We start from the raw sequence: 19,645 nt of genomic DNA, 5'->3' as shown, positions 1-19,645 counted from the left end.
TGCACCTCTTACTCTATTCCGTTAGTTTACTCTGTTCCATCGGTAACAACACATCAAACTGGATAAAGCCTTCTTCCGGAAGCTGACAAATAATGCTTCCTTCATTGCGCTTTACCCTCTCATTTACAATGCTTAACCCTATTCCAGTGCTGTTTTTTGTAGTTTTCCTTGGAAGGAACATCTGCTCAATCATGGCAGGAGATATTTGTTGGCTCAATTTATTTTTTACCAGAAATTGAAACACATCGTTACGTATTTCTCCATTAAGCACAACCAGTCTTTGATCTGGACTCAGCTTCATCACCTCATCAAACGCATTATCCAACAGGTTTCCGAGGATTTTTACTAAGTCCATTTTTCTGTTTCCTGAAAGAACTAACTTTGATTTAGTTTTATTTAGTATTTCAAACTGAAAATCGATATCCTTAGCAGTTGCCTGTGACATCTTAGCTAGAATCAAAACTGCGATTTCCGGCTGCCCAATATCAATTATCTCGTTGATAGTTGAAGTCTCTTCTACTAAATCATTAATATATTCTTTTGCCTCAGTATAAAAACCGAGTTCAAGAAGACCATGCAAGGTATCGAGATGATTGTTCAAGTCATGTCGTTGACCTTTTACCTCGACCCACAAGTGATCGATATTACCCTCAGGTTTTTCATGCTCAATCGTAACAAAACTACCTGGATATTTAGACAACCTCAGTACAGCCCACCCGAACAATAGACTTATAATCGTTACCTTTGTTATAAGAATCCCGTACTTAGAAATAAGACTGTTCAATACCGGGTTCGATGTTTCCATGTTGCCTGTGATGCTAATAATAAACGTATATCCATCAATGACACCTGGGTAGAAAGTTTTTATGACACGTTGGCCGTTTATTACGTCTACATATGTTGTATAATCCCCCGTTAATGCAGTTCTTTGTATGTGATCTATATCTCTAGGACTCGCAAATGAGTTTGAACCTAAAAATATGTCCTCCTCTGTGGGATTAAACCCTCTAAGAGGGGCAGTATTGGTTAGCTCTTTAGTTACAGAAGGTTCGATAACATCTATCCAAAACGCAGTTATATCAAGTAACTCCCCCTTATGGTCTTGGAGAATGTTGTTTACATATGTATCTACGTCCAACTCTTGGTTAACTAAAAAATAATATCCATTATCTACATAAGGGTTGATAATATAATTCGCTTCTCCGTCATAGTAATAACCATGTTTATGATGAGTCTCAGAATTAATAGACTGCACAGTTGGCTTAGCAGACCAGTAGGGCTCGGACATCGCTGTATCACATGTATCACAATTCCTTGTCTTCTTACCTATCCGAGATGCATCTGAAGACCGTACAACACTATACTCCCCCTTTACTGGTGCAATTAATGAAATCACACTGACCTCTAAACGACTTGCTAAATCCTTCAACTGATCATTTGTAACATCTTTATACTTTATCGGCAGACTATTGCGTATTGCTATAGCTGCATTTCGTAAAGAATCCGATAATAGCGCATCGGAGATCTTAATAGCACCGCTAAAATTATCTATATCAGAAGAAATATGTTCTGAAATGACCATTGTGTCACTTGACATATGATTTAAAAAGGTCTTTTTGCTTATATTATAGAATATGAATAGATTTGTTAATAGGAAAATGAATATAGTTATTGCGGATAAAAGTGCAAATTTTCTTACAGGCATAAAAACATATCCTTCCTAAGTCCTGCCCCCTTTTGCCTACATAATTTACATTTCAGGTCGGTTAATCTCCATTTTAGGCCATTAATATTCCACTGTTAACAAATTTGTTATAAACTTCAAGTAGAACGTTCGCAATCAGGCAAAAGGGGGGCATTATTCTGTGTCTTATTTAGTAATTTACGAAGGAGATCGAGCTACGTCGAATGTTGTAGCTTACATACCTGCTCTTAACATGGACATCATCGGTGATACTTACGAAGAAGCACGTGAAATTATTCAAGAAATTCTAAATCATGAAATTTCATCGCTTATCGATGCTGGCAGCCTAATTCCAGATGATAACGCAAGTACTGAAACTCTTCTTATGGGAGGAACTAAGTTCCCAGTTTTGTATGAATCCAATAGAGATAAAAATCACTATACAGCTTATATTCCAGGATTCCGTATTCGAGTCGAAAGTTCATCTCTTGAAGATGTCAAAAGGAAAGCAAGAATCGTTCTACAAAATGAAGTAACGTACAGAAAAAATAGCAATACAAAAACGCCAGAAGAATTTGTACATATTGAGCGTATATCCACTGCTCACATAGTTATAAGTACGTCAGTTCCATTACGAACTTTACAAATATCCTAGCATATATTATGACTCTGTTTATGATATAAAAGTTAGAGTTGTTGTCGAAAATAGTCATCTCAAAAAGTCAAAAAAGCGAGGACATCATGTCCTCGCTTTCATTCTTTTAAAACCCAATATTTTACCTAATGAGTTCATTAGTAATATTCCCGGGATGAAACCTGGACATATACTCATTACACCACTGCTACTCTTCAATCCATGGTTCATGCAGCTCAACATAATTTTCTAATTCTTGTATCATTTCTTTCCGGTAAGCTCTTGATCCAGTGCCTGTGATCGTCCATTTCCTTTTCGATGACTCAAGATTAACACTAAAACTGGCTTCCGCTTCTCCTCTATCATAATAGGACCTGCTGCCATCTATGGGCTCTAAAACCTCGACTTTAAACCAGCGCCGACCTACTTGTTTTATTTGAAATTGCATGCTATCTTCTCCTGACCTAAATGCTCAACTCTTTATCTGCCAACCAAGGGCTGATTCCCCTGTACAAAATGATGAAATTCCTCTGGTTTTTATCAGCAGCTTGCTTAGCGTAATCAATTGCATCTTTTTTGTAAGAGTGTTTACTTTCACTATAGAAAGTTGCATCGTCATCTCCACTATAATCCAGGAGATTCTTGATATGTACATTCACATATTTACCGAGTTTATCACTAACCCCGAACTCCACTAAAATATGTGGTCCGCAACTTATACAGATATCTTTTTCCTTTGTCAAGAAATCTGCATCTGCATCATCATAAAAACGACATTCTATACAAGTTGGCATATGTTCATTCTCCCTTATTATTGTTATTTATTTTAATCCCAATCCTAGGTAAATCCTACGTAATCTGATAGAACGATCCATCATCGTTAAATCTATATCCTTGCGACTCTAGATGGTTACGTACTTTGTCATATAACCATTGACCTGGACCGATAAAACCTCCTGATTCTTCTTTTGCAATCGATAAAGCACTTTCGATTAGTAGTAGCTCAGCGTTACTAAAGTGTATCCCCTTTGCTTTATCTTCTTCCTGATTTATTTTTGTTACGAAATTTGAAAATTCTTTTTCTATCATATCCATTGATCTCCTCTCTATAGTTAATTTTGAACTCCCTGCCACACAATGCCTTAACTCAATAAAGAAGACACCTGAGGAACATAATTTGCCCGCAGTAGATCATCAATTCCCTTTCCTAATGAAACGTCCCACATTGCAAGACTTAATGCCATATCGCTTTCTTTTGCAAAAAACTCTGCGCATAGCTCTAGAGAACGTTTTACTTCAGGAGTTGTAACTGCGTCAGCGTCAAAGGCTAAAACGACATGTTTGCAGCCGAGCTCCTTTAATGGTTCAAGAGCTAATCTAAAAGCTCCGGTTCCAGGAACGGCGAAGAACGGCTTTACCATTAAATCAGCTGCAAGATCTGCTTTTAGTGCTCCCTCTGTCACCCATACCTCTGAACAGTCGATAATATTGCTGGGATCCTCCCCTGTTTTCCAATATGGGAGACATGGATAAGGAAGAGCCAAATGAACCGGCAGTGGTCCCCCTATAGAAGCACCATTCATTTTAGATCCGCTGCTCCACCACCAGTACTTGGTACCCTGCTCAAGTTTTACACTGAAGACAAACTGACCGGACTTGGAATGACATACCTTCTTATCCTTTTCAGTAAGAATTACTTCAAGTGTTTTATCCTGGACTTGGAGTGAGCATTTAGCTCGTCTCAAGCCATTAGGAAGGGGCTCAACCTCCTCCATAATTTCACCTTTTATAGAACCCTGCATCGATAACTCGAGCGGTGGTTTATCTACACGAATTTGCCAGCCAGTGATTTCATTACGGATTGATCGATACGGAACCATTAGACCCGTATTCCCAGCTATCGTCCAGTATGCTCCGTAGCGGCCCTCAGCAGCAAAAAATCCTGGAACACCTAGTAAGTCATTTTCGCTGCTTAATCGACCAATCATCCCTTTAGCGAATTTATAACGGTCCCTTTCTGGCATTGTCCGATACTCTCTCATTCGTATTGAGTCCTCGTCCATCATTCGGTCGCTACGTAAGTGACTTGCGTGCTTTGTAGACAGAGGGACTTCTTTAGTAAAGGCACGGTATACATGATTCAGATGGTCATTTGATCGCTTCTCTACCGCATTGGATACCTCAATTTCAATCCGCTCCCGCGGTACACTCTCCGTTAAATAATGTGTATATTGCCGACCTATATCTGTATCTTTGTATTTATCCGATGGTACTCGCATGCAATGAACAATGGTCTGATCCTTATTTATCGCACACCACCCTTTCTTCCCACAGATCGGGCACAGCGACATAATCTCAAACCAATCAGTATTTCTTGTTCTACGTAATCTCATGAATTAACCCCTTTCTTTATGAAACCTGTTGTTTTTAAATCTCCTATGGGCATAAAAAAAGAGCTCATCAATTGATGAGCTCACAAAAATGGACGCAAAAAAAGTACATACTTATACCGCATGCACCAGCAATCCAACTACCTATTTGCCATTATAACAGCTACTCCCACTCCACTGAAATGTAAGACAGCAGAGAAAATTAATGATGATTCATATAATAGTTCGATTATATCATTTCCTATCAATAGAGAAAAGAGACAACACCGTAGAATTAGGTTCGTGCGAAGATTGCAGCATTAATTTCCCTTTCTTTAATCATTTGGTTAACAGTATACCAAAAACTATATAATCATTATGAATTGACAATATGAAGTACAGGCAGCACTCTCTCTGTGGAATTTAGTTCGTAACTGGGTTTGTTTCAGTTACGTAATAATAAAATAATAATAAACAAAAACAAGTCGGAGGAGACACAATGAAAAAAACTGATTTAGATATGCTCATAGAAGGCATGACACTGAATCCAGCAATTAAAGCTATAGAGAGACAAAATAAGTTAATAAAGATGTATGAGACACCTTTAAAAATTAGTAGATCGATATTAGAAGCTCAAGAGTACTACCCTAAATCAATTGGCTTCATGGAGAGTACAGCCCTTGCTCAGCAGGCTTTAAACTCAACAGCTTCTCACATCACTTCGCTCTCACCAGTACTTTCCTTAACTAGTCAAATTAAAATCCCTGAACTAAGTTCAATATCAGCAACTATTTTTGATAATATGCAGCAATTAAGTCGGACTAATCCTTTAATTGATGCCATTAATAAAGCAAATAAAGCTTCGGGATGGTTTAATAGTGAGCATTACCTAAGCTCTGCTATTCGAAGTTTTGAAGGAACAAACTCACTTGAGTTAGCGACAACTGCTTTCGCTAAAACTCTTGAAGTAGGAAACGCTATTCAAGAATTAAATTCTGTAAAAACAGTAAACATCCCGATTGTTAACACTCTTTTTCCAGATCCTAGATTAAGCGGTCTGGGAAACCAGTTTTCAGAATTAAGTAGAGTTTCCTCGTTATTGGGGGCTATTAATCCTACTTTGTTTGAAAAGATAGCTAATGAACCCATTCCTGATGCAACAAATGAAAAACTACATGAGCTTATTGCTATACTAGGACTTTTAAAAGATGAAGTTATTGCAAATGTAAAAGGAACCGCTTCTGCAGAAAGCGATAGACCAACATGGATGTACTATACTATATGGGTACTTCGTTGGGTAGTGATTACTATGATAGTACCTCACATAGAAGAACTATCACCATTTCAAGACTCCCCTGAACCAACAACTACAGTTAACAACCATGGTAACAATGCAAACAATAATAACCTAACTATAATAAATAATATAACGGTTGATATGGATGTGCACATTGAAAATACTAGTGAAATTAAAAATAATAGTAATGTTGTTGTTAATGGAGAGGAAATTAAACTTACACCTGAAGCACAAGATAAGTTAAACGAATGTGTTAATGATCTTATGGGTAAATACGTTCCACTCGTAGATGAAAATAAATAAAAAAACTGTTAAGCCGCTGGATTTCCAGTGGCTATTTAAATACCTTAATATGGTATAGTTAATTTAAATCATTCTCAAAATTCAGAACTGACAAACAGTATTCTTTTGCAAAAATCAAAAAGGACGGTTTCAATAATGAAAAAGTATAGGTTCATTACTGTATTTCATAATTTAAGGCTTGAATCTATTAAAAATAAAGGAATTGAGTTATATCCTGGTGCAAGAATCTCTAATGGTCAAAAAATATTCAGAGAGACTCTTGAGACGGAACTACTAAGGTATACTGCTGGGTTCCACTCAATTAATGAATTTGAAGATGCAACGTATCTATATATTGATGGTGAAGTAGAACCACCTATTCTAGAAGAAGATGAGATGAATAGATACTACATTAATCTAGACTTTTCTTTATTAAGGCAAGCCCAGTTATTTACTCACTACCTATGGCAAATAAAAGACAATAATATTTACGTTCGAGAGGGTTTTTTAATAATTTACGAACAAGGTATTGATATAGATGGTGTTACATATAAAGCTTCCTTATCTGAGGTATTTAGTTACTCAAACTCTGAAGAAGAGGATTCGATTTATTCAGATACTGAAATACAAAAAGCTATCTCTTATTTCCCTTTAATCACATTAGAAGATTACGAACTTAGGCACAGTGGCGGGAAAAATCCTGATTCTGACCATTTTTATAAGAAAAAAAACGTTGATCGGATGAATAGAGCTATTTACTTCATTCTTGGTGCAAGAAGAAGTGCAACTATACCAATGAAAATATTATCATATTGTACTGCACTAGAATGTCTATTTACTACAGGAACCTCTGAGCTGAGCTATAAAATTGCAGAGAGAGTAGCGCTTTTCTTTGGCACCTCAAATGTAACCAAGAAATATTACTTTAAAGTAATTAAAGATGCCTACAACTGCCGGTCTAAGGTTGTCCATGGTCAACAAATTGGTAAGGAAAGTGACGTTAGCTTAGGTAAACTTTGTCAGGATCTTGATGAAATATTAAGACAACTTGTTGTTAACAATCATGAAATTTTCTCTAAATCGGATAAAGAGATTGATGATTTTTTCCTAGATCTTGTTTTAAATTAAATACCATTCAACAAAAACGTCGCCAATTAACGGTGACGTTTTTTGCTTTTACAAAAAAGAAACAACACCGTTTTAGTTTGTATTGCTGCACAACAGTCTTCTAGTATCTAATAATATGTAACTACAGTATAATAGCCACTGAGGTGATTATCAGTATATGTCATTTAAAAACTCCTTTTTGGGATTACAGAAACTTACCCTCATTGAAATCAAAGTTCTTCTGTGGCTTTCAGACTTAATTCGCTGGAATCTTTCTCCGTCCCATCAATACGAGACAAGACTATCCGATTTGTCCGAGAGAATGGGTCATCAAAATGTTAAATATACAGAATTAAAATCATGTGTTACTCATCTTGCTGAAAAAGAGATTGTAATAAAGGCAGGCTCTCTTGAATTCGAGAAAAGGCTGATTGAAAATATCGAAATACCTCGCGGATCCCAAGTAATTAGATTCAAAATGCATGCTGCCGTAGAAATTCTATTTCTCAGACTTGCCAAAATGTTTAATACCGATGAAATAAACTTACTGCTGAAAGCCAAAAGTACTTTTACTATCAAATTGTATACCCTTGTTCGTGACAGCATATGGCACGGTGATATTGTTACTATCGAAGAATTAAGAGGGTTGTTAGATGTACATGATCAATACCCACGCTATGCTAACTTTAAAGCAAGGATACTGGTGCCAGCATCTGAAGAAATTAAATCTCTCCTTGGCTTGTCGATAAACTTCATGGAACAAAAATCAGGAAATCGAATAAATAGTTTGCAAATCCAGCTATCCCGTTCCATCTCGCATGCTCACCTGGATATCAACCAGGACTACTTTTTGGATCAAGCCAAGCTTTTCACAAAGTTCATTGATGCCAAGCTTACTCCGGATCTCTATTCCAAGTGGCTGCAAAAAGGAGAATATGCTTTTATTGTTGCACTTGATTATGTTCAAACTCGAATTGAATCAATCCGGCAGCCGGTGCCGTATTTATCAAAACTTATTGAGACTGAGAACTTTGGACAAGTAATAAACGGACTGAGACCTGAAGAATACCTGCTGATTCATGACTTCCTGGATCCCTTCAGGAATATTACCAGTGTGACTCCTCAATTTGTGATAGAAAAGGAATTTAGACAGTACTGCGAAGATAATGGATACGAAAAGAACACTCTTCAGCTTTGGCTCAAGGCTAAGGATAAGATTATCAATGATATCCATGGTTTTGTAAGCGATAATCGAAAGAAAAAGCACCCCAATCATACATAGGGGTGCTCCAATAAGTATTCATACAGCTCTCGTACATACTTTTGCTCAAAATCCTCCGGATCAAGTGGCCGAAGATTTCGGCTCCTTCGTATTTCAAGTGTTCTGTGAATTTCATCAACAACCGCTTGAGTCATGTCACTACGCATTTTTTTCTCTTCAGACTTTTTCGCCTGATCCATCTTTTCCTGATGATTTTCAATCAGTCGGCGCAAGCGGACATTCAAATGAGGAATCGATGTCTCAAAATCATAAAGATCTTCCTCCTCATATCCTGCTCCGTTATTCACAAAATCCTCCCGGATTGCTTTAACCATATAACCGCTTATATTATCAATGCTCGCCTCTTGTTTAGTCTCATAAACATACTGAATATTGGCTTTGACTCTCTTTTCGCCAAATGTTTTGAGCAAGTCTTCAGCAACAGACTTTCTTACACCGAAGCGAGTCAATAAAGAAATCGCTGTGACACCTTCTTCAAATAAATCAGGATCCTTTTGCAGCAACTTTTTACGGTGATTTTGTTTTATGTAACAAGTAATTGCGACTACCTTATGTCCGACTTTTGTCTCCTCAAAATCAAAAGAAATATCGGTCTTCTCAGCCAGCTCCTCTTGTGTTTTTAAAAGTACCCGCTGCTTTAGGTGTCCATAATGCGTTAATTTGCCTGGTTCAATCTCGAGTAAGTTACGAAGCTGCTCAAGTGTGAACCTTCTCTTTCCAAAATTGAGATAACGTTTCAGCAGTTCATACATCCGAATCGAGTATTTACTTCTAAGGACCAGGACGTTGGCCAATTTATATCGGGTAAAATCCTTCTTAAGCTTCAGTAGATAAGGCTTCAACTGAGGCGAGAACTCTAATTCAACTACACCTTTCCGATGGTGATAACGAGACGCGGAAAGCCAGTTTACCACTAGCTCTGATTCCCCATTATTTTCACGGATAACGAGTGTTTTTCGCTGCAGCCCAGTTACAACTTCTCTTATTTTCTTATAGAAGTTCTTTTCCTGCAGATCTAGAATATCAGCAAATTCTTTCACTTTAACAAAATGAGTTTTAAAATCCTCATCATCGGGTTGGATCAAGGATATAAGTGTATAGATTACTCGTGATTCCTGCAGGTCCAGGTTAAGAGGCATTTCGATCAATGCATTTGATTTTGTAACGATATACTCAGGTGAAATAGATGTTGGTTCCAGGTCGAATTCTAACTGCTCTGCTTTCATTTCTCTTAACCCTCCCTTTAAATTTACTATAAATAACCGGTTACTGATTTTCCACTCCTTTATATGTGACAGATAAAAGTAAATAAATTCCTTTAGTAACTGAACTTCTGTCACAAAAAGAGGAGTTTTTTTCCGAACATATTAAATCAGTTGAATTTTCTTTCTTATATTAGAGAGCTTTTATGCTTTCTAGAACGTAATTATCACATAATGAGGAGTCTCTTTCTAGTTTTCTGTCACATAACGAGGAGTTATTTGAATCATATTCCCTTAGCTGTCACAAATAAAGGAGTAAATAAAGCAAACTATCACACTTTAAGGAGTAGTATTTTCTTTCTGTCACAAACTTAGGAGTAAAACACATTAAACTGGTGTCTTTCTTTACGTATGCCATCAAATTTGCAGGAATCGGCCTTTGTCTGTCACAAATAAAGGAGTGATTTCATAATTATCACTTCCTAGCTGTCACAATATAAGGAGTATCCATCACAAGTGTCACAAATTTAGGAGTAATCAACCATTACTGTCACAATATAAGGAGCAAACTTTTATATCAGTATCAACAAGCTAGACCAGGATCAAGGAAGAAATAATTTGTGTGTATATAATCGATAACAAATTGGGTGAAATTTTACTATATCTACTCCTCTAATTGTGACACCTCTACTCCTTTTATTGTGACGGCTTACTCTTGCAAATGTGATACCCTACTCCCCTAACTGTGACATCTATACTCCCCAAATTGTGACTGTTAACTCCTTATCTTGTGACAGCAAAGTGCTAGAAAGCCTGTCAATTCAATAGATTCATAGACTTGTAAACAAACAATCAATTTGTTAATCATTTTAAATAACAAACAATATCTATAAACAAACAGTATGCGACATAGCTTTTTTCAATTCTTCATAATTTATTTTTCTGTCACAAAATAAGGAGTGGAAATATGTAGAACTTTGAAGGTAATATATTAATATATATATTAGAATGAATTGAATTGCTGCTACATAAAAAAATAAAGCCCTCATTCTAGTCAACATTTGCTGTCCGCGGCCGCCAAGCATAAGACAGTAAATGTGAGGAAGTAAGGACTTCATTCACATTGCTTAGATTATGGCTATTTTATCATAGTCTCAAAACTCTGTGAAGTTCACCTGCTTTGGTTATAGGGCGTTAGAGGAGTATTTTTATGATCGACAAAAACCTAAAAGGTACACAACATAAGTTAATGTATTATCGGTATCGGCCAACGGGTACAGAGACACCTAAGGTAAGAAAAGTCGACGGTGTTGAACAAATCTACACCGAAAAAGAATTAGAGAAAATCTATATTACAGAAGAGAATGTTCGTAAGTTCAGCTTGGACAAGCACGGGCAGCCTATTCCCTATGTAGATGGTCACGTTACTATTCTGAGTAATTATATCTTTGACTATTGGAGTCATTTTCTCGGTGCTGAGGGTGTAGCTCTATATGCTCATTTGAAACGATACTGCTATGGGGATAAGGATTATTGCTGGCCAGATCTCAAACTAATTAGCTTGAAAATGAACAAGAGTCGAAACACGATTAAAAAGTTTTTAGGCAATCTTGAGCGATATGGTTTCGTACTTGTCTTTAATGTTCAGAATGCAGACATGAATAATATGGAGGAAAGTCCCCTCTATAAGGTTCGTAAGCAGGTCCCTTTCCTGCCCCAGGAGCTCTATGAGCAGCTTCCGACTGAATTAAAACTTGATCACGATAAGTACATGCAGGGGATTGTTGCGAATTTTGATCAATTTCTCAACCTGAACCCAGCCGTTGACTACTTAGAGATTTATGATGATGTTGTTAAACATGGCACTGTAGTACGTAAAGAAAAATCAGTGCTGCAATTGGAAAAGGAAGCACTCAACAAGATAAGCTTACTCGAACAAGAGCGTACCGATGAAGACACAAAGTTATGGGATCAAGTATTAAGTGGAATAAGTACAAATCTTTCCCGTCCTTCTTTCGATACTTGGTTTAAAAATACTTTTGCTATTAAGCGAGGACAAGTGCTTACAGTATACTCTCCAGTCCCCTTTACAAGGGATTGGCTAAGAGAACGGTATAAAGATACGATTTTACAAATTGTCTTGCCTTTTGCCTGCGATATCAGCGAGATACACTTTGATTGTGTACAGTTAGATTAGTGAAACAGACCTCATGGTCTGTTTTTTTTATGTAATTGTCCGCTTCTCAAAATCTGAAATGCCGACTATCAAATTTTTAGAAGCCGCCTCTCAAAATTTGAGTAGCGGGGTATAATAATTTGAAGAGCTTCGTCTCTCAATTTTTGAGAGGCGGCTTAACTAATAAATCTCGCCTCTCAATTTTCGAGAAGCTGCCTTTCAAATTTTGAAAGGCCTATTCGCTAGTCAATAACTGAGAGGCCCTCTCTGAAGATTTGAGAGAGTTTGGATCAGATGTTGAGAGACCCTATCTCATATTTTGAGAACAAATAAATACAATTAAAAAAAACGAAAGAAGCACTACAAGTAAGAAAAACGATATTATACTCCTACAACATTATTGAATGGATGAAAAAGATATGCATAAAAAATAAAAAAGATTGCTAGTTAGTTATTTAGCAATCTTAAAAAAATTCTCATTAGATTATGAGCTAACTGAAACGATGTCCTGAACACTTACCCAATGCCATTCATCTCGATTAGTGACAAATTTAAATTCCCTTTTGTAAGCATTTATCAAAACAACGAACCCGCTCAGATGTATGTCTTTATATTCATCATATAATTGCAAATTTATACGCCGATGTTGATGAAGAGACTCTGCAAGTGCGAGTTGGATGAGCTCTACCTCTTGGGAATCTAGAATTGGTTTTGTTTTTTTGTTTTCTTCAACCTGCTGCCGTATTATTACCTCTTTATGCTCCGGGAGCATCATTCGACTTGACTCCCATAATCCGTTACCTTCGAGTTTTTTTCGAGTTGTCATTTGAAGTGACCTCCTATTTTATCAGATCGGTCGACCGCTTGACCCGCTGCCGTTTTGGAAACAGCGCGCATGACAACTGTATCCCCGTACTTCTGTTTTAGAGCATCAGTAACTCGTTCAAGAGCCATAGATTTCTCACGACAGGAGTCAAACATGGATACCTGGTATTCATTGTCAGGTGAAAGCTGAGACAAACTGATACCCACCCTACGAATCGGGAATCCATCCCAGAATTGTTCTAACAGCTTGCAGGCCCATTGGTAAACTTGATTGGTTATGTTCGTCGGGTCTTCCATTTTAAGTTGCCTAGAAAAGCCTGTAGGTCGGTCAAAATCAGCGCCTAAGCATCCTACTGACACTACGTTCCCCATTAATCCAAGTGTACGGCAGCGTTGGCAGACTAGCTCAGTCAACTCCAGCAGAACAACCTTAATTTCATCAATGGTTCCGTAGTCTCTGGGCAGGGTCATCATATGGCCGACTGATTTAGGTGCATCTTGGTGAGTGCCAGGGCGCACTGGACTATCATCGATCCCGTTGGCTATTCTCCAGTACATCTCTGCCTGAATGTCCGAATTTTTTCCGAACTTACGACGCATCATATCCTTAAGCCTGGATAATGGCGTTTGAGCGACACTTCCGATCGTAGTAAGTCCCATTACTGTAAGATGCCGTTTCATTCGGCTCCCTACCATAAACATGTCGCTGACAGGTCGCTTCCATAATGTCTCTGGTAGCATCTCTTTTGTTAAAGTGTAGACTCCTGCAGCATTCTTTTTCGCATAATTATCACACGCGGTCTTTGCAAGTATTTTAGTATTGGATATTCCAAATCTGGTGTACACTCCTGTTGCTTCTTGGACATGATTTTGTATTAAACGGGCCAATTCTTCAGGTGTGCAATCAAATAGGTGCAGGCTCCCGCTTACTTCTAAAAACTGTTCATCGATACTGTACGGCTCCACCAAATCCGTATAAGACTTGTAGATTTCAGTAATTTGCATTGAGACATCGATATACCGCTGCATGCGTGGTTTGACGACCACAAGGTCCGGACACTTAGCCAGTGCCTCCCCTAGTCTTTCAGCAGTAGTTATTCCTTTAGATTTGGCAATGGGACAAGCAGCCAATACGATTCCTGAACGTCTTTCAGGATCACCAGCAACAACGAGCGGCCGATTTTTGTACTCCGGATGCTCTGCCTTTTCAACACTGGCATAGAACGACTGACAGTCAGCTAACATAATGACTCGCTCTTTCGTCTTCATAGTTGCTCTCCCATTTCTGCAATCTCAAACCCAAGGTAGTTGTATGAACGTTGCTCAATTTCTGCTTCAATCAGTCCCCAAAGCATAGACAACTTTCTATGGTATCCCTTGCTTACATACTGCAATTCAACGCCATGATTGGTCTTACGATACTCATACACCTTTAAATTCTTTTCTCGCATTAGCTTTCGAGCTGCGGTTAAATCACTCATTGCCGCATTTTGTAACCGTTCAATCATCACTCGAGTCAATTCCGAGGTTTTGATATCGGACCGACAAAGGAGTTCCCAGTCCTTCTCCAGTACATCGAGTAGTATCGGCAATAAAGCATAATCCTTAACAATTTTGATATCGTCTGAATTTAGCCCAATACTCAACATTACTATCCACCCCACATTAAGAACATTTGTTTGTATTATATGCGAACATTAGTTCTTTTATCAATGTAAAATTAAGGAGGATTTTAGCTTGTTTTGATTTCTGGAATGAAATCAGTGGATTTTATTTACTCAATTAATATTTAGCTTGATAACATTAGAGGAATAGTTTATGTTGTTTAAAAAGAATGGTCGAATAAGGTCAAAGTAGGTGTTGGACCAGTGAATATTGAAATGAATCTAGTCTCGGATTGGCAAGACATTATCATCGAGGATATGGTAGCTGATGGACTTCGTTTTTCAAAGTCGACACAGAAAGATCTACTAGTAATCAGATATTTTACATATCTAAGAAAAAAAGGAGGAGTAACTCGCAAGCGTCGTTTACATCTGGCTAAAGAATTCAATTGCCCACTCCATTTAAAAAATGGTTTTGATAAATTAATAGATGTACTTGAAAACGGGCAGGATATATCCCCCTATCTCAGTAAAATGGTTGACAAAATTTCATTTTTTGATGGCATGTTTAACGACTGGGGGGTACTCCATCTTCATCTTGGAGATCATCCAGACGAAAAAGATGGTAACTACGTTGCGAGGACAGGCCCCGTGTTGTTTTTATATTTAAACGAAAATGAAGCTTATTTGATTAATGTTTACGAACATGGTTCATGGACAGATAAATCAGTTTTGCAAACGGTCTATGATAATTGGCCAGAATTAATAGAGCCATATATCTTTAAAGGAGTTAAAGAATTACAGTATCAGATCACTGAAGAAAATCATGAAAAGCTACGAAAAAAAGGGTACACGGTGATGCTCGAGTTAAAAGACATCAGTGGCAATGCAATTATACTAGCACCACCTGGACTTGGAATTACTGCATCGAGAGATGCTATGCATGATGTGCGCAGTTACAAGAGAACAGTCAATGATATACGTCGACTCGAACAAGACATACGTGAAAACCCCCAATTGATCCAAACATTATTCAAAGATAGTATGGCAGACGCACTACAATTGAGACTAGTGCTTGAAAACAATAACCTATATGTTATAGAACAGACCACTCAAATGAAAGTAGACCAATATATTATAAGGAGCGTTTAGTGTCCTTACTTTGTTTTGTTCTTACAGATTCGTAGTCTATGTAATGGGACTCTAAAAAAGCATATAAAAAGGAACAAGCGGATATTATCCTGCCTGTTCCCAAAACTTTTTATTTCTCCCTGCAAGCTGTGGTTCTAGCAACATATTCATTTAGCAATGCATCAAGCTCCTGGGACTTTTTAAGAACATATGGTGACTTAATCCCTAGTCGCTTCTCAGCTCTATTTAAACATTCGCGTTTCCTCTCTATATCCCTCAGTAACTCTTTCAAGGTTCTAGCCATTCCGGATCCCCCCATTTTGTGAGTTATCAATTCGCATTCTGCCAGAGACGTTCATTTGTGAAGATTTCTAGCTGCAGCATGATTTCCCACCATTTGCGGAAAGAAGCATTAATGAATTGCCTCTCCTCACCATACGGGTAAGGACTACCAAACTGTGTTCCATATACTAAATACGAGTTAGTCATACCAGCCGCTGACAATTCATCTTCAATCCATGATTCAAATGCTCTTGCAAAGAGCTCATGGTCACGACGCCAGTATGCCCCCATGTTTTTAGCATCGGAATAAAATAGGCTTTCATCAGAGGGAATGTAGAAGCTCTTTGGTACTTCCTTCCCTGCTTCCTTTAGCAGATTACAATATAAAATGGCAATATCCATCCATTGATTATTCTTTATACGATATCGGCCAATCAAGGACTGTAATGCAGTACTTATATCGTAATTATTTAACGCCAATGCCCCTTTAATTCTGTCGTAATAACGACTCTGGGGAAGCGGGAGCGGATCAGGAACTTTCACTAGTCGCTTGCCATTACCTTCTTTAATCACCTTCATTAGATCAGCGAAGGCTTCTTTTAACTCTGCAGGAAGATGAGGTCCTGCCTCAGAACCGGACAATAAGGCACGCTTACCGTTCGAGAATTGATGGGAGTATGAATACAGATTTTGATCAAGCGCATGAGCCCATTCATGGCACTGGGATCCTCCTCCGCGATGCTTGGTCAAATTCATTACGTTGGTAGAAACCTCAAAATGTGCTGCTGCTTTACCACTCCCTCTTGCTCCAAAGGCAAGCCCAAGAGCACCATAGAATGAGATCGCTTTTGGAGGAAGATTCAAAATAGAAGCTAGATCTGCCCAAGCATTCCCAGAACAAAGTACGTGGTATCTTCCTGCAGCATCATCCACCCAATTACCGAACTGAATTCCACGAAAACCGTATTGAGTAATAAAGTCCTCAGGCTTCGTAACTCCGGATGCTTTCTCTGATAAGCGGATTACCTCATCAGGTACTTTACGCTCCCAGTAGGCTTTATTTGACTGTCGTCGGTTACTTTGATTCTTTCGTTTCTTTGCCCAATTCCAATCCTGTCCTTCCTCTGATTCAAAAGCTCTCTTATATATCTTGCGGTATCCTGCCACTGCCCGTGACTTGGTAACAAAAAGAGATTTGAATCGATCTCCTAGTGACAGCCAATGCGAGTAGGACAACAGTTCCGGATTCTTTTTCACCTGGTACTCGGATTGCGAGTAATGGGCATTACGAACATTAATCCGCAGCTCTGAGACTGCAGATTTAACAGAATCCACTGTTTTCGCGTCTCTAAATAAGGATCTCAGTTCATTCACAGCTTGTATGAAATATCTTCTTTGAACTGAATCATCGGCTGGTCGTTGACTTACACGGTCCCAGATAAGTTTCACAACTAGAGCAGCCTCAGAAGTATAACCCTCTTCTTGTAAATTCTCAGCATTCAGTGAGCCGATTAACCCATCTTTACAGACTAAATCATATGCCTGGCTAGGATCGACTTCCATAGCTGTCTGCCACTCAGATGAGAACTTTACCAGGCCAGATGCAAGATGCTTTCGTGCACCCCGTAATTCCTCACCACAGTCGTAAGCAAATTGTTTTCTATTGCCGGAACTACTAGACGCAACTACCGCTGTCGGTGGATTAAAGAAAATCTCGTGTTGGTCAACCACCTGATAATCCTGCTCAAACATAAAGTAATCAAACAGTGACATAACTGATTGTTGGGACATATTTATACCTCCATGCTCCTCCGCGCAAGGCGGAGGTGTTTTTATTACCGTCCGCCAGGACGCTGAACAAGCGATAGACACATACATGTACCCATCAGATCATATTTCTTCTCTTTTCAAGTACTCTCTTTATAGCTTCGTTGTCTTCCTCTGTAACCTGGTCAACTCCTGTTCCGTATGGATCGAATACAGAGTGACCAAAGAAATTCTTCATAGAACCAGATACAGCGATCAACTGAAATATTGCATCACGGAACCTCTCGGTTACTGGGAATCCCTCCACCATTTCTCGTTCTAATACCATTTGGTACGCGGTGATAATCTCACTCTTGCGCCACTCAATATCGAGTCTGGCCATCGCCTGCAGGAGATGTGTTCGACAATCTATCGTTAGATCTCCGATACCACTTCCGATTTTAGACTTACCTATCCTTTGAACCCCAGTGATACCTCCATATCGAATATCTTGACCGATCGCTTTAAGGATTCTACGGAATTTGTAGTATTTTTCGTACTCCGGATGAGTGGAGATCAGATTTCCCATACTCTTGTCTTGAGATATGGTGCATAGGTAACAGCCCATTCTTGCCGACTTACCGCACTGCATCATGGCCTCATTGTCATTAACAACGGCAGCACCAAGAGGACACTCACTACCGGCTGCATTCCCATAAAAGGCTAGAAGCTCAGTATTACGAGCTCCCTTTTTCCATGGTCCCCGGTTAAACGCTAGATACGTGACGACTTCCTGCTTCGTCCAATCTCGAATAGGTGAGGCTGTACGAATATTGCCTACAGGATGATGACCGTAGAAGTCCTCACCAAAGTGCTTCGATAGGCTGCGTTTTCTCATTACACTCTCATTGTCCCTCGAACCAAGCACCAGCACCGTATCTTCAGCTCCGTCAGCCAAAAACATTGCCTCAAGAAACTCTCTCGCCGGCTCAATCTTAAGACGACGAACACAGTATTTGAAGGAGACGGAAGGGGCTTGGTATCCCTTACCGATGATGCATACGAGCAGGGTATTGTCCTCTCGTGGTTCCACGATGTGATACTCAATCCATGGAAAAGCCCTGCCTAAAGCATCTCGAAGCTCATGAATAATTTGTTTAACGCCTGGGTTCTCCACTAACGTATCAGCTGATATGACCATGATTCGTTTAGATGGATCGGGATTCTTTATTGCATGCTCTATCATCAGCTGCAGCGTAAGCCTTGAATCAACACCACCGGAATTTAATAACCCGATGATAGAGTGCTCATCATAGATCTTCTTGATCTTGGCTCTTGTTACAGCTAATAGTTCATCATCTACTTTCTCAAGGAAATCCAAAGTTTCCCCCGCGATCGCTCGCTGTTTACGCTTTTGCGAAGCGCCGGTTGCCAGATCAAATATATCGAAAGATGGCTGGCAGCGATCCTCTGGAAACGGTAGCGGGTCTTTACTCGCACCATAAGGAGGAATATTGAGCGCGTAAATTTCAATAAGTACAGCGCCGGATCGATGGAATCCGTAGACCTGGAATTTGTGCTTTGGACTCGTGTAGCTCCAATCACTCATGGAAGGATAAATGTCTCTGCCAAACATATAAGAGTCATCCGTCACTGTAGTAGCAACCAAAGCGTCTATAGCTGCCTGTTCAGGCATCCATAAATTAAATCCTGATTTTTCCAGAAACAAAAAAAGCGCTCCTGAGACAGAATCGCCTTGAAATATATCCTTCCATGAAAAGCCGCTATCAGGTGCTATACAATCCAAATCTGGTTGATCTTTAACGAAATGATGGATTGCAAAGTATACACCCTTCTCAAAAATTGCAGTCCAGTCTCGAACGACCCCATGAAATGAAAAACCAGCAGCTTCAAGGTAATCCCAGGTATCTAAGATCACAGAATTATAGTCCTTCAGCCGATTTTGAATCCCAATTTTTGTTGTGTTTTCGACTAATTCATAAGTTTCCATGTTTATATCCCCC

18 protein-coding genes are annotated in these 19,645 nt (G+C 38.8%); 6 read left to right on the top strand and 12 right to left on the bottom strand.

Translation table 11 applies throughout. The annotated features are described in order from the left end of the window. Nucleotides 1-13: 13 nt before the first annotated feature. Nucleotides 14-1,705: a sensor histidine kinase gene (locus tag ACFQ3J_RS21590; RefSeq protein WP_090727331.1), complete on the bottom strand. Its 1,692-nt coding sequence runs from the start codon at nt 1,703-1,705 to the stop codon at nt 14-16. A 160-nt stretch (nt 1,706-1,865) separates the two neighbouring features. Here ACFQ3J_RS21590 and ACFQ3J_RS21585 point away from each other — a divergent pair, with 160 nt between their 5' ends. Beyond that, complete coding sequence (locus ACFQ3J_RS21585) at nt 1,866-2,339, top strand: hypothetical protein (RefSeq protein ID WP_090727329.1); 474 nt, start codon at nt 1,866-1,868, stop codon at nt 2,337-2,339. 187 nt (nt 2,340-2,526) lie between these two features. On the opposite strand, the gene ACFQ3J_RS21580 is transcribed toward ACFQ3J_RS21585, so the two are convergent. The 4 genes from ACFQ3J_RS21580 to ACFQ3J_RS21565 are packed head-to-tail and all read right to left on the bottom strand — an operon-like array spanning nt 2,527 to nt 4,711. After that, on the bottom strand, nt 2,527-2,766 hold the full coding sequence (locus tag ACFQ3J_RS21580) for a hypothetical protein (protein ID WP_090727328.1): 240 nt from the start codon (nt 2,764-2,766) through the stop codon (nt 2,527-2,529). A 16-nt stretch (nt 2,767-2,782) separates the two neighbouring features. Further along, nucleotides 2,783-3,112: a hypothetical protein gene (locus ACFQ3J_RS21575; protein WP_090727326.1), complete on the bottom strand. Its 330-nt coding sequence runs from the start codon at nt 3,110-3,112 to the stop codon at nt 2,783-2,785. 55 nt (nt 3,113-3,167) lie between these two features. Further along, nucleotides 3,168-3,407, bottom strand: a complete 240-nt coding sequence (locus ACFQ3J_RS21570) for a hypothetical protein (protein ID WP_090727325.1) — start codon at nt 3,405-3,407, stop codon at nt 3,168-3,170. A gap of 53 nt (nt 3,408-3,460) precedes the next feature. Then, on the bottom strand, nt 3,461-4,711 hold the full coding sequence (locus tag ACFQ3J_RS21565) for a toprim domain-containing protein (RefSeq protein ID WP_090727323.1): 1,251 nt from the start codon (nt 4,709-4,711) through the stop codon (nt 3,461-3,463). Between the two features lie 475 nt (nt 4,712-5,186). Between ACFQ3J_RS21565 and ACFQ3J_RS21560 the strand changes: the two genes are divergently transcribed. The 3 genes from ACFQ3J_RS21560 to ACFQ3J_RS21550 all read left to right on the top strand — a co-directional run bounded on the left by ACFQ3J_RS21560 (nt 5,187) and on the right by ACFQ3J_RS21550 (nt 8,655). After that, complete coding sequence (locus ACFQ3J_RS21560; protein WP_090727322.1) at nt 5,187-6,287, top strand: hypothetical protein; 1,101 nt, start codon at nt 5,187-5,189, stop codon at nt 6,285-6,287. 135 nt (nt 6,288-6,422) lie between these two features. Further along, nucleotides 6,423-7,394 (top strand): HEPN domain-containing protein, encoded by a 972-nt coding sequence (locus tag ACFQ3J_RS21555; RefSeq protein WP_090727320.1) that lies wholly within the window; start codon nt 6,423-6,425, stop codon nt 7,392-7,394. 157 nt (nt 7,395-7,551) lie between these two features. Then, on the top strand, nt 7,552-8,655 hold the full coding sequence (locus tag ACFQ3J_RS21550) for a replication initiation protein (protein ID WP_090727318.1): 1,104 nt from the start codon (nt 7,552-7,554) through the stop codon (nt 8,653-8,655). Here ACFQ3J_RS21550 and ACFQ3J_RS21545 read toward each other — a convergent pair. Then, nucleotides 8,646-9,881, bottom strand: coding sequence for a replication initiation protein (locus ACFQ3J_RS21545; RefSeq protein ID WP_090727317.1), 1,236 nt, complete (start codon nt 9,879-9,881; stop codon nt 8,646-8,648). The two genes, ACFQ3J_RS21550 and ACFQ3J_RS21545, sit on opposite strands and share 10 nt — an antisense overlap. Nucleotides 9,882-11,067: 1,186 nt before the next feature. On the opposite strand from ACFQ3J_RS21545, the gene ACFQ3J_RS21540 reads away from it, so the two are divergent. Further along, on the top strand, nt 11,068-12,054 hold the full coding sequence (locus tag ACFQ3J_RS21540; RefSeq protein WP_379293976.1) for a DnaA N-terminal domain-containing protein: 987 nt from the start codon (nt 11,068-11,070) through the stop codon (nt 12,052-12,054). 463 nt (nt 12,055-12,517) lie between these two features. Here the strand turns inward: ACFQ3J_RS21540 and ACFQ3J_RS21535 are convergent, their stop codons facing one another. From ACFQ3J_RS21535 to ACFQ3J_RS21525, 3 genes are read right to left on the bottom strand one after another with little or no spacing between them, the layout of a single operon-like run. After that, nucleotides 12,518-12,859 (bottom strand): YolD-like family protein, encoded by a 342-nt coding sequence (locus ACFQ3J_RS21535; RefSeq protein WP_090727313.1) that lies wholly within the window; start codon nt 12,857-12,859, stop codon nt 12,518-12,520. Next, nucleotides 12,856-14,127, bottom strand: a complete 1,272-nt coding sequence (locus ACFQ3J_RS21530; RefSeq protein ID WP_090727312.1) for a DNA polymerase IV — start codon at nt 14,125-14,127, stop codon at nt 12,856-12,858. The genes ACFQ3J_RS21535 and ACFQ3J_RS21530 overlap by 4 nt, the downstream gene beginning before the upstream one ends. Next, on the bottom strand, nt 14,124-14,507 hold the full coding sequence (locus tag ACFQ3J_RS21525) for a hypothetical protein (RefSeq protein ID WP_090727311.1): 384 nt from the start codon (nt 14,505-14,507) through the stop codon (nt 14,124-14,126). The genes ACFQ3J_RS21530 and ACFQ3J_RS21525 overlap by 4 nt, the downstream gene beginning before the upstream one ends. A 219-nt stretch (nt 14,508-14,726) precedes the next feature. Here ACFQ3J_RS21525 and ACFQ3J_RS21520 point away from each other — a divergent pair, with 219 nt between their 5' ends. Further along, on the top strand, nt 14,727-15,614 hold the full coding sequence (locus ACFQ3J_RS21520; protein WP_090727309.1) for a hypothetical protein: 888 nt from the start codon (nt 14,727-14,729) through the stop codon (nt 15,612-15,614). Between the two features lie 109 nt (nt 15,615-15,723). Here the strand turns inward: ACFQ3J_RS21520 and ACFQ3J_RS21515 are convergent, their stop codons facing one another. The 3 genes from ACFQ3J_RS21515 to ACFQ3J_RS21505 all read right to left on the bottom strand — a co-directional run bounded on the left by ACFQ3J_RS21515 (nt 15,724) and on the right by ACFQ3J_RS21505 (nt 19,632). After that, a complete protein-coding gene (locus tag ACFQ3J_RS21515) occupies nt 15,724-15,897 on the bottom strand; it encodes an aspartyl-phosphate phosphatase Spo0E family protein (RefSeq protein WP_143042156.1) in 174 nt (57 codons plus the stop codon). A 26-nt stretch (nt 15,898-15,923) separates the two neighbouring features. Beyond that, on the bottom strand, nt 15,924-17,666 hold the full coding sequence (locus ACFQ3J_RS21510; protein WP_090727306.1) for an LPD1 domain-containing protein: 1,743 nt from the start codon (nt 17,664-17,666) through the stop codon (nt 15,924-15,926). Between the two features lie 94 nt (nt 17,667-17,760). Then, nucleotides 17,761-19,632, bottom strand: a complete 1,872-nt coding sequence (locus tag ACFQ3J_RS21505; protein ID WP_090727304.1) for a phosphoadenosine phosphosulfate reductase domain-containing protein — start codon at nt 19,630-19,632, stop codon at nt 17,761-17,763. Nucleotides 19,633-19,645: the final 13 nt, after the last annotated feature.

The organism is Paenibacillus provencensis, from assembly GCF_042678545.1.
GTDB lineage: Bacteria > Bacillota > Bacilli > Paenibacillales > Paenibacillaceae > Paenibacillus > Paenibacillus provencensis.
Note: the sequence above shows the minus strand (reverse complement) of the source record. Positions and strands in the feature narration are given on the sequence as shown.

What these genes read in the sequence shown, in the direction of transcription:
- ACFQ3J_RS21590 (WP_090727331.1), bottom strand. Translation starts at nt 1,705, where the DNA reads ATGCCTGTAAGAAAATTTGCACTTTTATCCGCAATAACTATATTCATT.
- ACFQ3J_RS21580 (WP_090727328.1), bottom strand. Translation starts at nt 2,766, where the DNA reads ATGCAATTTCAAATAAAACAAGTAGGTCGGCGCTGGTTTAAAGTCGAG.
- ACFQ3J_RS21575 (WP_090727326.1), bottom strand. Translation starts at nt 3,112, where the DNA reads ATGCCAACTTGTATAGAATGTCGTTTTTATGATGATGCAGATGCAGAT.
- ACFQ3J_RS21570 (WP_090727325.1), bottom strand. Translation starts at nt 3,407, where the DNA reads ATGATAGAAAAAGAATTTTCAAATTTCGTAACAAAAATAAATCAGGAA.
- ACFQ3J_RS21565 (WP_090727323.1), bottom strand. Translation starts at nt 4,711, where the DNA reads ATGAGATTACGTAGAACAAGAAATACTGATTGGTTTGAGATTATGTCG.
- ACFQ3J_RS21560 (WP_090727322.1), top strand. Translation starts at nt 5,187, where the DNA reads ATGAAAAAAACTGATTTAGATATGCTCATAGAAGGCATGACACTGAAT.
- ACFQ3J_RS21555 (WP_090727320.1), top strand. Translation starts at nt 6,423, where the DNA reads ATGAAAAAGTATAGGTTCATTACTGTATTTCATAATTTAAGGCTTGAA.
- ACFQ3J_RS21550 (WP_090727318.1), top strand. Translation starts at nt 7,552, where the DNA reads ATGTCATTTAAAAACTCCTTTTTGGGATTACAGAAACTTACCCTCATT.
- ACFQ3J_RS21545 (WP_090727317.1), bottom strand. Translation starts at nt 9,881, where the DNA reads ATGAAAGCAGAGCAGTTAGAATTCGACCTGGAACCAACATCTATTTCA.
- ACFQ3J_RS21540 (WP_379293976.1), top strand. Translation starts at nt 11,068, where the DNA reads ATGATCGACAAAAACCTAAAAGGTACACAACATAAGTTAATGTATTAT.
- ACFQ3J_RS21535 (WP_090727313.1), bottom strand. Translation starts at nt 12,859, where the DNA reads ATGACAACTCGAAAAAAACTCGAAGGTAACGGATTATGGGAGTCAAGT.
- ACFQ3J_RS21530 (WP_090727312.1), bottom strand. Translation starts at nt 14,127, where the DNA reads ATGAAGACGAAAGAGCGAGTCATTATGTTAGCTGACTGTCAGTCGTTC.
- ACFQ3J_RS21525 (WP_090727311.1), bottom strand. Translation starts at nt 14,507, where the DNA reads ATGTTGAGTATTGGGCTAAATTCAGACGATATCAAAATTGTTAAGGAT.
- ACFQ3J_RS21515 (WP_143042156.1), bottom strand. Translation starts at nt 15,897, where the DNA reads ATGGCTAGAACCTTGAAAGAGTTACTGAGGGATATAGAGAGGAAACGC.
- ACFQ3J_RS21510 (WP_090727306.1), bottom strand. Translation starts at nt 17,666, where the DNA reads ATGTCCCAACAATCAGTTATGTCACTGTTTGATTACTTTATGTTTGAG.
- ACFQ3J_RS21505 (WP_090727304.1), bottom strand. Translation starts at nt 19,632, where the DNA reads ATGGAAACTTATGAATTAGTCGAAAACACAACAAAAATTGGGATTCAA.